This is a genomic window from Clostridium tyrobutyricum (assembly GCF_019144085.1).
Taxonomy (GTDB): Bacteria; Bacillota; Clostridia; order Clostridiales; family Clostridiaceae; genus Clostridium_B; species Clostridium_B tyrobutyricum_A.
Genome location: NZ_JAHHUY010000001.1, coordinates 79,593 through 94,930 on the forward strand (window position 1 = coordinate 79,593; position 15,338 = coordinate 94,930).

A 15,338-nucleotide genomic window follows, 5' to 3' on the forward strand; every position below is an offset into this window, starting at 1 on the left:
GAGGGGTTAATTATGAAAGATGAAAGAAATGTAAAACCGGAAGAAAAAGTATATGAAGATGTTATAAATGAAAAAGTTATATTTGCAGCTGAGGGAGACGACGTAGCTTTGAACTATGATGATGAACCTTGCAACTTTTCATATAGCAAAGGTCTATCTGATAATTAATGCGCCATACTCATTTGAGATGGCAGCAATTACAACTGGTAATTCAAAATGAAAAACCTCCTAATAGATATAAATTTATAGCAGCCAATTCGGCTGCTTATTTTTTTGTTCCATATAATGTAAATAGTATATGGAAATTTGTATAAAATATCTCCCCTAGAGGAAATATAATAATTATGAGAGGTGGTGTATATATGGAAACAAGCAAGTTGATAACTGTGGAAAATGAAGATGGTGAAAAGGTGGAGTTGGAGTTTATAGACACTATAAAAGTAGATGGGCAGGAATATGTAATACTTGGGCCAAAAGGCTCAAATGAGGCTTATGCATACAAGTCATTTACAAAAAACGGTGAAACACAATACTTTGCCATAGGTACAGGAGAGGAATTCCAGAAAGTACTTGAAAAGTATAATCAGAATTAAGAAGTTGACATATTTTTTCAACAAGGGACTGCCATACTAAAAAATTAGTGCGACAGTCCCTTTTAACATTTTATAATATATTTCTTTTCTTATTTGCTTATTATATATGGCAATGTAATCAATCCTATATTCCTTTTCTTTAATAATGTACTCCTTATAAATAGAGAAGTTTGATTATGGAGAATATTTTGCCACCATCTCTTTACGACAAGCTGCGGCATTACAACTGTTATTGTGTCTTGAGGCATTACTTCAAATTCTTCAGATTCTACAAATTTTATAATAGGACCTATTAAATTTCTATAAGGTGATTTTCTTACAACTATAGGGATTTTTATTCCATATTCCTCCCAGTCTGAAAGCAATTTTTTAGTTGCCTCTTCATTTACCGATACATGGAAGACTATTATATCATCAGTAAAATTTCTCGCATAATTATACGACTTTAAAAATGATTTGTTAAGTGAATCAATAGGTATTATCATATAATTTCTCTGTTTATGGCGATCTATATTCTTTGGCTTTTGGGACCAGTCAAGTTTCAAGTCAGATGCAACTACATTATAGTGTGCTTTGATTCTCCACATTATAAACACCAAAATCGGTATTAACATACATACAATCCATGAACCTTCCTTGAATTTTGTAACACCTAGGACTATAGTTGTAACACATGAAATTATTGCACCGATTAAATTAATTACTGCCTTGTGTTTCCATGAACCACTTTTGTTCTTGAACCACTTCAAAACCATACCAGTTTGTGCAATTGTAAATGATACAAAAACCCCCACTGCATAAAGTGGCAATAATCTATGGTTGTCCCCTTTGAAACATATAATTAGGATCACAGCTATAAAAGATAAAAACATTATACCATTTGAATAGCTAAGTCTTGATCCTCTCTTTGAAAATTGTCTTGGAACATATCCATCCCTTGCTATTATTGAAAGTAAAATAGGGAATCCATTATATGAAGTATTCGCAGCCATAACCAATATCAAAGCCGTAAATGCCTGAATAATATAGAACATGACTCCCTTTCCAAATATCTGAATTCCCAGCTGCGCCATTACAGTCATATCGGGATTATAAACAGCCTTGTATATTGTAGAAAGATATGAAATTCCTCCAAACAATACAAGTGAAACGCAACCTAAAAGCAACAATACGATTTTTGCATTTTTCTGCGCCGGTTCTTTAAAATTAGGTACTCCATTACTTACAGCTTCAACTCCGGTAAGTGCTGTACAACCTGCAGCAAAAGCTTTTAAAAACACTAACAGCGAAAGTGTATTTGTAAAGTTTGGTATCTTGTAAATTGGCTGCGGATGAATCCCCATTATATTGTATTTTACAAATCCACATACAATAGTTATAACTAAGATAATAATAAACAAATATGGAGGTATGGCAAAAGTTTTTGCAGATTCACTAATACCTCTTAGATTGCCTATAGTCATTAAAATTATTAGCAAAATACATATAACCACATTATATGGAAGTAACTCTGGAAATGCAGAAGTAATTGCAGCGGCACCAGCTGAAATACTAACTGCAACAGTTAAAATATAATCTATACACAAAGCCGCTGCTGCTATCAAACTTGGCGTAACTCCCAGATTGTCCTGTGCAACTATATAGGCTCCGCCGCCCTGTGGATAGGAGTCAATAACTTGTCTATATGAAAATATAAGTATGAACAGCAGGAGTATAACCATAAGTACTGCATGTACCATATCGGTAAATGCCATAAATCCTACTGCAGGAACAAGTACATAGAGTATCTCCTGACCTGCATATGCTACTGAAGATATTGCATCACTGGACAAAAGTGGCAGGCCCCAGAATATATTGAATTTTTGCGATTTAAGCTGTTCTGTCTTAAGGGATTTTCCAATTAAAAATTTTTTAATACTATCAAACATAAGTCCCACCTCTAATGATTGATTATATATCAAGATAACTTGTACTACAATTTCAAAAAATACCTTAATTCTACTTAAAAACCATCATTGAGGACTTGAAAATTTATTTATCATGAAATTATTGTCTATATATCTGCTTTTAGCTATTTTGAATCGTTTTCCCAAAGTTCCCTTTATACATGATATAAAATAAGTTCCATACAATAAGTATTGCATGGAACTCTATTCTAGCATGTATAACCAGCTGCACCATCCCCTACCAAAAATAAACGGTTCAAAATTTTGGCAACAACATAGTGAACAACTGCTGCCTGGAATACTCCCAAGAACAAATAATACCAAAATCCTTCTATATTCATATTTTCATTGGAGATTATTCCAAGATAAAAGAACATATAAATTCCTACTCCAAATTTAATTATAAGACGTGCATATTTATATTTTCTAACAGAAAATAACATACCAAAAACAATAATACTTCCTATATAGGAAAAATTAAATAAATAGAAAATATTATCTAGTAAAATCCAAAGTATAATTGCTAATAGCTTAAATATTATCAACATTGCAATGGGAAGTTTATATTTTTTAAGAATTATGCTCTTCGCCCCATTTACACATGGCTTTTACAATAGGAATAAGACTTTCTCCCTTTTTACTAAGAGAATATTCTACCTTTGGAGGCATTTCCATATATTGTTTCCTTAGTATAATATCTTTATTTTGTAATTCTTTTAACTGTGAACTCAACATCTTGTGAGTTATTCCATCAATATTCTTTTTAAGAATACCATATCTTACAGTGCCCATGCATACAAGCAAATAAATTATTTTCAATTTCCATTTTCCGCTTATAATGGACAAAGTATATTCAAAGGGTTCTCTATTTCCTACATAGCAAAGTTTCTCTTTCATATAATTACTCTCCTTTTTGAAAGTATACTACAAAAAAGTGCATATAATTACTTTGGCTGTACAATAACTGTATTAAGTTTGGATATATCATTTATTGAAAATAATTTACCCAATCCATACACAAATGAAATCAATGGAATAATAGATATTTTTTCAAACTCTTTACAAATATCTAGATTAATAAAAGATAAGACTAATATGGCAGCTAGAAAAGCATTTGCCATTTATGAAGGATATGTGCTTTATTACAGGATAAGCAAATATAAAAATAAAACTCTTCCCGACGAAATAATATATGACTTAATTGACTGTGCCAGGCTTGTCCCATCTGCTTGCAACTCTCAACCCTGGCGCTTTAAAGTAGTTAAAGATAAAAATACTAAAAAATTCTTATCTAAAATTTCATTCAATCAAAAACATGTTGCAAAAGCTTCACTAGTTCTTGTATGCTGTGCAGATACAAAAGGCTATGCTCCAAGTTCTTCAATTGGTAACATAGAATTATATAATCTCGATATTATCAATAAGCATTTCTATAAAACTATTAAATCAAGAAATACCAGTCTTAAAAATATGGATCTTAAAAAATTAACTTTAGAAGTTTGTTTCAATGCCGTAATTGGAATTGAGCACATTGTATTGAGGGCTGTAGAACTTGGGCTTGGTACCTTCTGGTTAAGACTAACCAATGATAAAAAAATCAAGAAATTATTCAATTGGGATGAAAGTATAAAATTTGTAAGTCTGTTGACTATAGGTTACCCAGATGAAGATCCAAATCCAATAAGAAAATTATCCATTTGGGACATACCATTATAATTATTAAAAAAACTTTTCCTATATCTTATAAAGGTAAATTCTTAATATAGAAATAATTGACTATATATTTTCAAAGTGATATATTTATAACATAGGTTATAAATATATCACTTTGGAGGTAATATGATGAAAAAGAAGATTAGTTTAAAAATATGGATGATTTCAAAAATCATCCCTGCATTATTATTAGTTGTATTGTATTGGATGAGTGTTAAAATGAAGTATCACCCATTATTTGCATATTCACAATATATTATTTTAGCATGTATGCTTTTGATTCTTCATATAATAGGTAAAAATCGTGACATATTTGATGAATATGCCAGTAAAATTCTGAATAAAACAGATGCCATTTGCTTCAAATTAACCTATGTTTTTTTCGGTATTATATTTCTGCCATGCTTATTTATTAATATAAATTCAATTACCATGGGATATATAATAGTAATTACTCTATGTATAATTGGTATATTACGCAGCATTATATTTTGCTTACTGGATTCAAGGTGGTTTTAATAATGCCGAAATTAACAACTAAAATTAAAGAATACAGAGAAAATTCAGGAATGAAGCAAAGCCAACTAGCTGAATTAGTTGGTGTAAGACGAGAGACTATAGTCCATTTGGAAAATGGGAAATACAATCCATCACTAAAGCTCGCAATGGACATTGCTAAAATATTCAATACTACTGTTGAAGAGTTATTTAAGTTTAAAGATTAATTTTATAGGGATTAGCCATGTAATCCCTATTTGGAATTTTAATTTTCTGCAGTTTTTAGATTTTCGAGAAACTCCTTTGAGGTAAATCCAAACTCTTTTTTCAGCTCTTCATCTATATCACCCATAAATTTTTTAACTATCCGTCTGTATTGTTTATAATCTTCATTTAGTATTTCTAAATATTTATCAAAAATGTTCTCATCTGCTCCAAGGCAATTAAACATATCCATTGTTTGAGACACTGACTTACCAAACATTTTTTTCTTTTCCTCATCTTCATTCATAGATTTTATAAATTCTATATATTGTTTTTTAATTTTTTCAATAAAAATATTATTATTTAAATTTTTCAATATATCTTCTTTAGAGTTTTGTCTATGTTCTTCTATTTTATTGACATCTATACTGTTCATAAGTTTTATAAATGGTTGGGTGTTATCAACCTCATTTAAATCATCCAAAAACTCCACAAGTTTCACCCATGCATCTTTTTTTTCGTCACTGTCCACAGTAATATTTAAAAAAGGCTCATAGGAGTTCACAAATATCTTTCCAAAGTTTCCGGGAAAAATTTTCAGCAATCTAGTAGAAATAAATTCTTTCTTTTGAGATATGGAAAATTCCAAGGTCTCTCTTAATTTTCTTACTTGTTTACCAATTGTACTATAATCCTGTAAATCTTTATTAATAATACTAGAAATAATAAGTTTGCTTTTTTCTAAATTGCTAATAGTTTCTGTTATCTTATCCAGTGTATCCTTCATAATATCCGGAAAACTCTTATTGCCATCTATCAAGCATTTTATTTCACTTACTGGTATGTCTATAACTCTTAATGCACCAATCAAATTAAGTTTTACAATATCATTATCTGTATACTCTCTATAATTATTAGAACTATTTTTTGAAGGATTAATTAATCCTTCACTTTCATAATATTTGATAGCTTTTTTGGTCAATCCAGTCCTTTCAGCTGCAATTTTAATATTCATAAACAACACCTCCAAAATTAACAAATTAGCCAACCTTAATTTAAGTATAAGGGTGTCTGTAAGGTACAAGTCAACAACTTTTTTGAGTATTCTTGATTAATCATTATGCTCTTCACCCCATTTACACATGGCTTTTACAATAGGAATAAGACTTTCTCCCTTTTTACTAAGAGAATATTCTACCTTTGGAGGCATTTCCATATATTGTTTCCTTAGTATAATATCTTTATTTTGTAATTCTTTTAACTGTGAACTCAGCATCTTGTGAGTTATTCCATCAATATTCCTTTTAAGAACACCATATCTTACAGTGCCCATGCATACAAGCAAATAAATTATTTTCAATTTCCATTTTCCGCTTATAATGGACAAAGTATATTCAAAGGGTTCTCTATTTCCTACATAGCAAAGTTTCTCTTTCATATAATTACTCTCCTTTTTGAAAGTATAGTACAAAAAAGTGCATACTATTAATTATATTTATATCATATATAATTGATTATAGTAAAAATAAATTAATAAAGGAATGATATTTATGATTATTGACGGACATTCACACCTTACTTTACCTGTTGAAGAACATATAAAAGACATGGACAATTCTGGTGTAGACAAGACAGTACTCTTTTCTACATCCTTTCACCCTGAAATGGCTGCAAATGCACAAGAGGTTAAGGCTTCAATGCAATATCTTCATGATTTGCTTGCTGGTAAAAAAGGAAATATGACAGAAATGCGCAAGAAATCAATTAAAGAATTGGTAAAAGCTATTAAGCTATATCCCAGCCGTTATATTGGATTCGGTGCTGTTCCTCCAAATTTGGATTTAAATACTACAAAACAGTACATCAATGATAATATTTTAAAAAATCACCTAGTTGGAATGGGTGAATTTACTCTAGGAAGTGGTCAAGTTTATCTTCTAAAAAATATTTTCAAAGCTTCAAGTGAATTTGGAAATCTTCCAATTTGGGTACATGCTTTTCTCCCACTTACATTTCAGGATATTAAAGAAATATCCAATTTTGCACGCAGATATCCTGCTAACCCTGTTATTCTAGGACATCTAGGTGGAGTTAACTGGCTTGAAACAATGGACATAGTAAAAGAAATTCCCAATTTATTTCTTGATACCTCTGCTTATTATTCCACATTTGTTTTAAGGACTTTAATTAATGAATTGCCTGATAAATGTATTTTTGGAGTAGACAGGCCTTTTGGTGACCTTGCATTGTCTATAGAAGCCATATTAAAAGTTGCCGAATCTCAATCCATTGCCAGAGCAGTATTGGGAGAAAATATAGCTCAATTGCTTGAAATTTGATTATCGGGTTTATTTTCAATAATCGCATTAAATATAAATACAATAACTGTTTTTTGCTATATCTAATGCGATTTATTTTTAAAATATGTATTTATATGTACAAAAATTTATTTAAATATAGTTTATAATAATTTACTGCCTCATATTATTAGAAAATTGTTCATCTAATCTTTTATGGAACTTAATAATTAATCATAATTAATCCTATTTTACTAATTATACTATAGTTAAAATTCTATTAGAAGCAAATTTTTCTATATTTTTAATGATGAAATAATCTTAAATTGGAACATACCATAACCATATTATATTCATTGCATGCATCTATTACTATATTATCTCTCAGCGACCCACCAGGTTGAACAATATATTTTACACCACTTTGAGATGCTCTATCAATATTATCTCTAAATGGGAAAAATGCATCAGAACCCAATGTGACTCCGTTTAAACTAGAAAGCCATTCAGCTTTTTCCTCCTTTGTCAGTCTATTGGGCATTTCTTCAAACACATTATTCCATCCTTTCATTTCCATTATGGTTGTATCATCTCTAAGGTATTGATCTATAACATTGTCTCTTTCTGGTCTAGAAATATTTTTCTTGAAAGGCAAATTAAGCACAGCCGGATGCTGCCTTAAATACCATATATCTGCCTTTGAGGCAGCTAGTCTTGTACAATGTATACGTGATTGTTGTCCCGCACCAACGCCTATTACTTGACCATTTAAAACAAAACAAACTGAATTGGACTGAGTATATTTTAATGCAATCATTGAAACAAGCATATCTAGTTTTACAGATTCTGTTATATTCTTATTATTGGTTACTATATTGTTAAGCATTTCTTCTTTTATTTTCACATCATTCCTCTTTTGTTCAAATACCATACCGTATATTTCTCTTCTTTCCATTCTTTCAGGTTCATAGTTCCAATCCATTTGAATAATGCAGTATCTTCCTTTTTTCTTTTTAAGTAAAAGTTTAAGTGCTTCATCTGTATATCCTGGAGCAATTATTCCATCAGAAACAGATTTGCTTAAAATCATTAACAGTATCACTTATAGCAGCCCAATCACCATATGAGGACATCCTATCTGCCCCTCTAGCCCTTGCATATGCGGCAGCTGTAGATGATAATTCTATATCTTCAACAAAATATGATTTCTTTAATATATCATTTAAAGGAATTCCTATTGCAGCTCCTGCCGGACTTACATGTTTAAATGAAGCTGACGCTGTTAGTCCAGATATCTGTTTCAATTCTTTTACTAATTGCCATGAATTAAATGCATCCATAAAATTAATATAACCTGGAGTACCATTTAAAATCTTAAATGGCATTGTTTTATTCTTATTATATATTCTTGCTGGATTTTGATATGGATTGCATCCGTATTTGAGTATTATTTCACAATTTTTCATAAATTCAACCTCCAAAATAAATTAAAAGACCGCCTGGATAAATATATTATTTACCCAGGCGGTCGATATTTTTGTTTAATCATGCTCCCAATGGTAAACTCCATTTTCGCCAGTTGCATGATTATTGATATTTAATTCAATTATAATTTATATATATTATAACATCAAGCATAAATTATTATAATTTAATATTAAGTTACAGTTTTTACTTCTTTAATATCAATTTTATTTATTGGATTATGAACAATATTAGAAATTTATGTATTTACGAATTATATAGTTTAACATGGATAATATATATTGAATACTAATCTATTATCTTGTTTATAGGCTTTTACAAATCCACCATGAAGTTTTACTATGTTTTTAACGATCGATAAGCCTAAACCGCTGCCTTCTTTTTGTCTGGATAAGTCCTTTTTATATAATCTTTCAAAAAAGTTTTCTAAATCATCATTTGAAATTGGATCATTAGGAATGTTTGATACTGAAAGTACTGCATAAGGTGCATTATTAAAAGTTTCTCTGCTAATATTAAATTCAACAACTGTATTTTCTTTGGAATATTTAAGTACATTACTTAAAAGATTATTCACTGCCCTTAAAAGTAAATCTGGGTCTGCTTCAATATAAATAGATTCCTGCGGCAGCTTAATGGAAAGTTTTAATCCTTTTTGTGTGAATTCGTCTTCCTCTTCTTCAGCTATCTGTCTTGCAAGTTCATTTAACTCAAGTTTCTGTTTTTCAAGTATGATATCACTCGAAGAGAGCTTTGAGTATTCAAAAAAATCATCCAGCATGTTTTTTAAATAAATACCTTTCTTATTCATTATGTCAACGTAATTATTAAGTTCATCTTTTGATCCATACTTGTTATTTTTAATCATATTTATATATCCAAGGATAGTAGTTAATGGAGTTCTCAAGTCATGAGATATATTGGTCATGAATTCGTTTTTATTTTTTTCTTCTTTCTCAATTTTTGAAGCCATGTAATTTATGTCTTCGGCAAGTTCACCTAATTCATTTTTGTATCTTAATGGGACACGATTGGATAAATTGCCTTCTGTAATATTGCTAACTGTTGATTTTATTTTAGATATATAGGATATACGTCTCCATATGAGCAAGAAAAAAATAATTGAGAAAGTTACAGCCCATATTATACCTACAATGTTTCCATTATCTGATTCTCCATAACCTATATATATATAATATAAATAATATCCATCTTTTAAGTAATCACATCTGGTTATTTTAATCAAGTTATCTCTTCCAGTATTTAAAAATTTAAATGTTTTTTTCCCGTCTAAAATTTCATGAATATCTACATTTTTAATTTCTCTATTATTTGCAGCTATTACCTTTCCATCTTTTTTTACCACAAAAATATAATATGACATATTATATTGTTCATCCATATATTTCTGTAATTTACTTTGATTACTAATACTTATATTTTTTAAAGTATGTTCAATTTCAGAAATCATCTCTTTATGTATATACATAGGAGTATTCTTATAATTATTTAAAAATGCTCCTAAAACATCCTCCTTTAAAAAAATTACAATTATGAGTGATATAATTGCAGAAATAATTGCAGAAAAAACCAATTCACTCCTAAGCTTAAATATTCTTTTTGATTTTATTCCAATAATCATAGAAAATAGTACTATGCCAATAATAATAAGTTTAAATATTATTTTCAATTTTATAACCAACTCCCCAGATAGTTCTTATATATTTGCCATTCTTAACGCTGTCACCTAGTTTATTCCTCAGATTTTTAATATGCATTGTGACAGTATTGTCGTTTTCCATAAATGTATCTTTCCATAGCATTTCATAAAGCACCCTGGTTGAATACACCCTGCCTTTATTTGATGACAATGTGTATAAAATTTCATATTCTTTGGGAGTTAATATTATTTCTAAGTTGTCTTTTTTTACTGTATGTTCTAAAGTATTGATTTCAATATCTTTAACCTTGAGTATATGATTTTTCACTGCATGACTAATGTTACTTCTTCTGAGTATAGCCATAATTCTTAATGAAAGTTCTGTAAAATCAAATGGTTTTACTATATAATCGTCACAACCATCGATAAATCCTTTTATTTTGTCTATTTGCTGGTCTTTTGCAGTGAGTAGTATAACAGGTATGCTTGAAAACTCTCTGAGCTTAATTAGCATTGTATAACCATCCATTTTAGGCATCATAACATCTAGAAGTATTAAAGAGATCGGTTTTGATTTTACAACCCGAAGTCCGTCTTCTCCGTTATATGCAGCTTGCATGACATAACCTTCTTTAGAAAAATAATTTATAAGCATTTCTCTTATATCTTTGTCGTCATCTATTATCAATATATTTTCTTTCATAACCATCACCCCATTCAAAATTATATCATTTTTTATTTAGGGCATATTAGAAAATCAACTAGTCAAAGTCCCTTTTTTCAAAAGTATAGGTGCTTAAGAATGCATTAATCAAAATCCATCCTAGACATACCATAAAAACAAAGAATATATTTATACGACTTGCAAGTTGCATAGAGATATCTCCACTTAAGGTGCCAATACTATCAATCATATATGGTATAGGCAAAAATTTTACGAATACTCCATATTTGGCCGATACAAGGTATCTCCCCATAAATCCTAACATGTACCAAATTGTTGCTCCTCCAATTAATATAAAACTGATAATTGATGAAATAAGTGGATTTCTACAAATGGTTGATATAAACAATATTATCGATACAATGGCTGCTGAAATAGCTATTACAATTAATATCAACTCAATAATTGCAATCCAAAGGGGAATTATTGATATGCTTCCACTTACATACTTCATTTGTGAGGTTATTGAACTCAATGTCATTGATTTGTCTAAAACATATTTTGCACCTACATCAAAAGGTAATCTAGAGTCTGAAAAGCCTAAATGAATTCCAGCTTCCAACACAAATATTATTGCACTTGTAATTATAGTGCCTGTACTTAAAACTATTGAAACAATAAATTTGGATATTATAATCTTTTTTTTCGGAATAGGTCTGGTAATTAAGGCCTTAATTGTATTAGGAGAATATTCTCCAGACACCATATCAGATAATAGTACAATAGTAATAAGTATAAAAAGTGGTATAAAATCCATTAAAGTTTCCGTAGCTGCGTACATTCCCTTTGGTGTCAACTCGTTTTTTTCTATATTGTATTTTTTTTCATATCTTAATTGAAGTAACTTGTACTCGTTTTTAGGATTATTTTCTTTTTCCAATTTTTGAATCTGTTCATCTAATTTTGATTTATCATAATTATTTATTTGATTCAACTGTTCTTCCTTGTCTTTTATTTCTTTTTCAGTTTCCAGTATATCCTTGGAAAAGTCCGCCTTTCTTATTTCACTATCAGCCTTATCCATGCCAATTTTTTGATTATTGAGAAGTGCTTTGTCGTTTTGAACTTGTACATCCAAAGTTTTTTTCTTTGAAACATTTATTAAACCAAATCCTGCTACAATAATAAGAATAACAATAAGCAAAAGCTTCTTTTTAATTATGACTCTTTTAATTTCCTGGCATATATATTTACTCATCACTATTTTCTCCCATCATTTTTATAAATTTATCTTCTAAATTTTGTTTTATTTCAAAGAAACCTTCTATATTTATTCCAGAATCATGTAATTTTTTTAATACTTCAAAAATGTCATGTGATTCAGTATTTATTAAAATTGAAATACCGTCATTTTTTACTTTTAATAGTTTTACATGGGAAATACTTTGAATAATTTCTGATGATTTTCGTGGTAAATTAGTTTTTATAAACATATTTTTTTCACTGCTAGACTTTTCTTTATCATCTATTTCTTGAACACTAATAACTTTTCCATCATCTATAAATACAACCTTTGAACATATGTTTTCTATTTCACTTAATATGTGTGAAGATATGAAAATACTTACTTCTTTTTCTTTAACCAGTGTATTTATAGTGTTTTTAAGTTCAAAAACTCCCATTGGATCCAGTCCATTTGTAGGTTCATCTAATATTAATAATGATATATTCCCCATCAGTGCTTCTGCAAGCCCCAGCCTTTGTTTCATACCTAGAGAATATTTTTTTACTTTCTCATCAATTTTGTTCCCTAAGTTTGAAAATTTTATAGCATCTTCTATTTCATTATTTGTTATACCATCAAGTACACTTGATATATAATTTAGGTTTTGCCTTCCTGTCATATATCCGTACATCACAGGCGTTTCTACTACCGCTCCAATATTTTTTAGAGCTTTTTCTCTTTCAGTTTTGAGATTCTTTCCACAAATTATTACTTCACCTTCATCGGGAATCAACATACTTGTTATAATTTTAATCAATGTGGTCTTGCCTGCACCATTTCTACCTACAAAACCACATACTTCACCCTTACTTATAGAAAAGTTGATGTCATCCAACACTTTTTTTCTGCCACGTTTTTTAGAAATATGGTTTACTTCCAGAACCTTATTATTCACTTTAATCACCTCTTAAACATTTATTCTATATTCATTATAAAAGTCAAAAATATAATAAAAGTATAGTAAAAATAAAGAAAAAATAAATTTATTACAAAAGGTAGATATTATTATAAATTAAACAGAATAAAATTATTGCTTGAAAATTTAATAAAAAAGATATGATTTATTTATTATAGAATAATATAAGTTAATAAAACCCACTCTAAGACAAAAAATAGATAATGATATAATTTACTTATTATTTAATTCACAGTTGTAAATTATTATAAACTAGCATTAACTTTATTTAATTATATATATCAAAACTAATATTATTGCGAGGCATTGAGATGTTAAAATATTTAGGATTACAGAAACTCAATAAAAATATTAATATAACTAAAATAATTCAGTTAGGTGGAGTAGGTCAATGGATTTCTATCAGAGGTAGAAATATTTCCAATCCTATAATGCTTTTTTTACATGGAGGACCGGGAGCAGTATGCAGATATTATGATCCTCAACTTGAAAAGATATTTACCATTGTTAACTGGGACCAGCGTGGTGCGGGAAATTCATATACAAATGAAGTTACTAAAGAATCAATAAATGTTAAACAACTGTTAGCTGATACAAATGAATTAGTGGAATATTTGAAGAAGGAATTTAATAAGGATAAAATTTTTTTAGTAGGCCATTCATGGGGTTCTTTCTTAGGAATAAGTACAGTAGACAGATATCCTGATAATTTTTATGCTTATATCGGAATTGCACAAGTTGTAAATGGCAGGTTGAACGAGCAAATTTCATATAACTATACCCTTGAGATAGCTCGAAAGCATAAGAATAATCAAGCAATAGAAGAATTAACAACAATAGCACGAATGGAGGATGGTTTATATTGCAATGGAAGAAATGGAATACATAATGAAAGACAGTGGTTGTACAAACTAGGAAAAGGTAACCACAGAAAAATTAATTTTTATATGATATTTAATTATATAATTTCAAATAAAATTTTTCCATTAAATAAAGTACTTTATAAAAAAGGACTTTATTTTTCAGCTGAAAATCTATGGGGGTGGTCTGACAATGTAGATTTGCTTAATCAAATTCCGCAAATCAAGATACCAGTATTTTTTCTAACTGGGCAATATGATTATGTGTCTACTTTTGAATTAGTAGATAAATATTATAATCAATTGGAGGCTCCACTAAAAGAGTTGATTTGGTTTAAGCATTCTTCACATGCACCTCATATTGAAGAACCAATTATTTTCTATAAAACTATGAATCGAATACGTAATATCGCTAATAATGAATTTTCAAAAGATATTTAATTGATAAACAATATTCTAATATTATGCAAAAAAAGCATATACAAAAGCAATCACTATGTATAAATGTGGTTCTAATTTACTAATAGAAGTATTGCTATTAACCACTGTTTTATTAGCTAATTTGTAAAAAATCTTTCTAAAGCCATTAAAAATCAACCAGCCGCATACAGTTCCTAAAGTATTAAAAATCAAGTCATTTATGTCACAAGTACGATTTCTTGTAAATAATTGGCTTACTTCAATAATAAGAGAAAAGATGAATCCATAACAAAATGTTAGTAATAATTTACGGTATTTATCCCACAGAATTGGCAAAAGTAATCCAAAAGGTATAAATAGTATAATATTAAATATACTTGTAGTATCCAATGCATCTTTAAAAGGCACTAAATTCATATTATTAGTATGAAATATTGGTTGTCCTAGCTTTAAACTTAGTTTCCATTCAAACCAAGAAGGAACACCTACCACTGATACTAAATTAATCATAAGATAGAATAATAAAAGATACCCGAATAAGTAATGCTGCCATAATAGTTTCTTTCCAAGCTTACTGCTATTTTTCTTCAATATAATATTCAATATAGCTACTAAGAAAATTGGTATTATAAACATTATAAGATTTCTCATAATCTTCCCCCTTCTTATTTTATAAATCTATTTTTGGTGTTTGTGTAAATAACATTAAATTACATTTTAAATAAATTATATAATCTCGTGTAATATATTGCCATTATAATATATGAAAAAATATATAATCTGACATACTATTGTCA

General features: G+C 28.9%; 17 protein-coding genes, 1 pseudogene and 1 riboswitch. Of the genes and pseudogenes, 7 read left to right on the forward strand and 11 right to left on the reverse strand.

Annotated features, from left to right (window positions below; translation table 11 throughout):
* The first annotated feature begins 12 nt into the window (after nt 1–12).
* Complete coding sequence (locus tag KM800_RS00390) at nt 13–168, forward strand: hypothetical protein (RefSeq protein WP_217811305.1); 156 nt, start codon at nt 13–15, stop codon at nt 166–168.
* 194 nt (nt 169–362) lie between these two features.
* Nucleotides 363–593: a DUF1292 domain-containing protein gene (locus KM800_RS00395; protein WP_217811306.1), complete on the forward strand. Its 231-nt coding sequence runs from the start codon at nt 363–365 to the stop codon at nt 591–593.
* An 89-nt stretch (nt 594–682) separates the two neighbouring features.
* Here KM800_RS00395 and KM800_RS00400 read toward each other — a convergent pair whose 3' ends face one another.
* From KM800_RS00400 to KM800_RS00410, 3 genes are all read right to left on the reverse strand, one after another.
* Nucleotides 683–2,521 (reverse strand): APC family permease, encoded by a 1,839-nt coding sequence (locus KM800_RS00400; RefSeq protein ID WP_217811307.1) that lies wholly within the window; start codon nt 2,519–2,521, stop codon nt 683–685.
* A gap of 227 nt (nt 2,522–2,748) precedes the next feature.
* Nucleotides 2,749–2,916, reverse strand: a complete 168-nt coding sequence (locus KM800_RS00405; protein ID WP_217811308.1) for a hypothetical protein — start codon at nt 2,914–2,916, stop codon at nt 2,749–2,751.
* 193 nt (nt 2,917–3,109) lie between these two features.
* Nucleotides 3,110–3,436 (reverse strand): winged helix-turn-helix transcriptional regulator, encoded by a 327-nt coding sequence (locus tag KM800_RS00410; protein ID WP_217811309.1) that lies wholly within the window; start codon nt 3,434–3,436, stop codon nt 3,110–3,112.
* A 78-nt stretch (nt 3,437–3,514) separates the two neighbouring features.
* Between KM800_RS00410 and KM800_RS00415 the strand changes: the two genes are divergently transcribed.
* From KM800_RS00415 to KM800_RS00425, 3 genes are all read left to right on the forward strand, one after another.
* A complete protein-coding gene (locus tag KM800_RS00415) occupies nt 3,515–4,255 on the forward strand; it encodes a nitroreductase family protein (RefSeq protein ID WP_254906414.1) in 741 nt (246 codons plus the stop codon).
* Nucleotides 4,256–4,381: 126 nt separating this feature from the next.
* Nucleotides 4,382–4,771 (forward strand): hypothetical protein, encoded by a 390-nt coding sequence (locus KM800_RS00420; RefSeq protein ID WP_039652941.1) that lies wholly within the window; start codon nt 4,382–4,384, stop codon nt 4,769–4,771.
* A gap of 2 nt (nt 4,772–4,773) precedes the next feature.
* Nucleotides 4,774–4,977 (forward strand): helix-turn-helix transcriptional regulator, encoded by a 204-nt coding sequence (locus KM800_RS00425; protein ID WP_039652938.1) that lies wholly within the window; start codon nt 4,774–4,776, stop codon nt 4,975–4,977.
* A gap of 38 nt (nt 4,978–5,015) precedes the next feature.
* On the opposite strand, the gene KM800_RS00430 is transcribed toward KM800_RS00425, so the two are convergent.
* Nucleotides 5,016–5,969: a MerR family transcriptional regulator gene (locus tag KM800_RS00430; protein WP_217811310.1), complete on the reverse strand. Its 954-nt coding sequence runs from the start codon at nt 5,967–5,969 to the stop codon at nt 5,016–5,018.
* A gap of 96 nt (nt 5,970–6,065) precedes the next feature.
* Nucleotides 6,066–6,392 carry a winged helix-turn-helix transcriptional regulator gene (locus KM800_RS00435; RefSeq protein WP_039652934.1) on the reverse strand — a complete coding sequence of 109 codons (327 nt, stop codon included), beginning with the start codon at nt 6,390–6,392 and terminating at the stop codon, nt 6,066–6,068.
* 112 nt (nt 6,393–6,504) lie between these two features.
* Here KM800_RS00435 and KM800_RS00440 point away from each other — a divergent pair, with 112 nt between their 5' ends.
* The gene (locus tag KM800_RS00440) at nt 6,505–7,293 is read left to right on the forward strand and encodes an amidohydrolase family protein (RefSeq protein WP_217811311.1); all 789 of its coding nucleotides are present in this window, start codon (nt 6,505–6,507) and stop codon (nt 7,291–7,293) included.
* Nucleotides 7,294–7,555: 262 nt separating this feature from the next.
* On the opposite strand, the pseudogene KM800_RS00445 reads toward KM800_RS00440, so the two are convergent.
* The 5 genes and pseudogenes from KM800_RS00445 to KM800_RS00465 form a co-directional block, all read right to left on the reverse strand.
* Nucleotides 7,556–8,717 (reverse strand): annotated as a pseudogene (locus KM800_RS00445) (phosphoribosylaminoimidazolecarboxamide formyltransferase).
* 45 nt (nt 8,718–8,762) lie between these two features.
* Nucleotides 8,763–8,844, reverse strand: a riboswitch (ZMP/ZTP riboswitch).
* 154 nt (nt 8,845–8,998) lie between these two features.
* Nucleotides 8,999–10,426 carry a sensor histidine kinase gene (locus KM800_RS00450; RefSeq protein WP_254906416.1) on the reverse strand — a complete coding sequence of 476 codons (1,428 nt, stop codon included), beginning with the start codon at nt 10,424–10,426 and terminating at the stop codon, nt 8,999–9,001.
* The gene (locus KM800_RS00455) at nt 10,410–11,099 is read right to left on the reverse strand and encodes a response regulator transcription factor (RefSeq protein ID WP_217811312.1); all 690 of its coding nucleotides are present in this window, start codon (nt 11,097–11,099) and stop codon (nt 10,410–10,412) included. Before KM800_RS00455 ends, KM800_RS00450 begins: the two co-directional genes overlap by 17 nt.
* Before the next feature lie 58 nt (nt 11,100–11,157).
* Nucleotides 11,158–12,318 carry an ABC transporter permease subunit gene (locus KM800_RS00460; protein ID WP_217811313.1) on the reverse strand — a complete coding sequence of 387 codons (1,161 nt, stop codon included), beginning with the start codon at nt 12,316–12,318 and terminating at the stop codon, nt 11,158–11,160.
* Entirely contained in the window at nt 12,311–13,246 is a 936-nt protein-coding gene (locus tag KM800_RS00465; protein ID WP_217811364.1) for an ABC transporter ATP-binding protein, read from the reverse strand. Before KM800_RS00465 ends, KM800_RS00460 begins: the two co-directional genes overlap by 8 nt.
* 326 nt (nt 13,247–13,572) lie before the next feature.
* Between KM800_RS00465 and KM800_RS00470 the strand changes: the two genes are divergently transcribed.
* The gene (locus tag KM800_RS00470) at nt 13,573–14,562 is read left to right on the forward strand and encodes an alpha/beta fold hydrolase (RefSeq protein WP_217811314.1); all 990 of its coding nucleotides are present in this window, start codon (nt 13,573–13,575) and stop codon (nt 14,560–14,562) included.
* A gap of 21 nt (nt 14,563–14,583) precedes the next feature.
* Here the strand turns inward: KM800_RS00470 and KM800_RS00475 are convergent, their stop codons facing one another.
* On the reverse strand, nt 14,584–15,192 hold the full coding sequence (locus KM800_RS00475; RefSeq protein WP_217811315.1) for a VanZ family protein: 609 nt from the start codon (nt 15,190–15,192) through the stop codon (nt 14,584–14,586).
* Between the last annotated feature and the right edge of the window lie 146 nt (nt 15,193–15,338).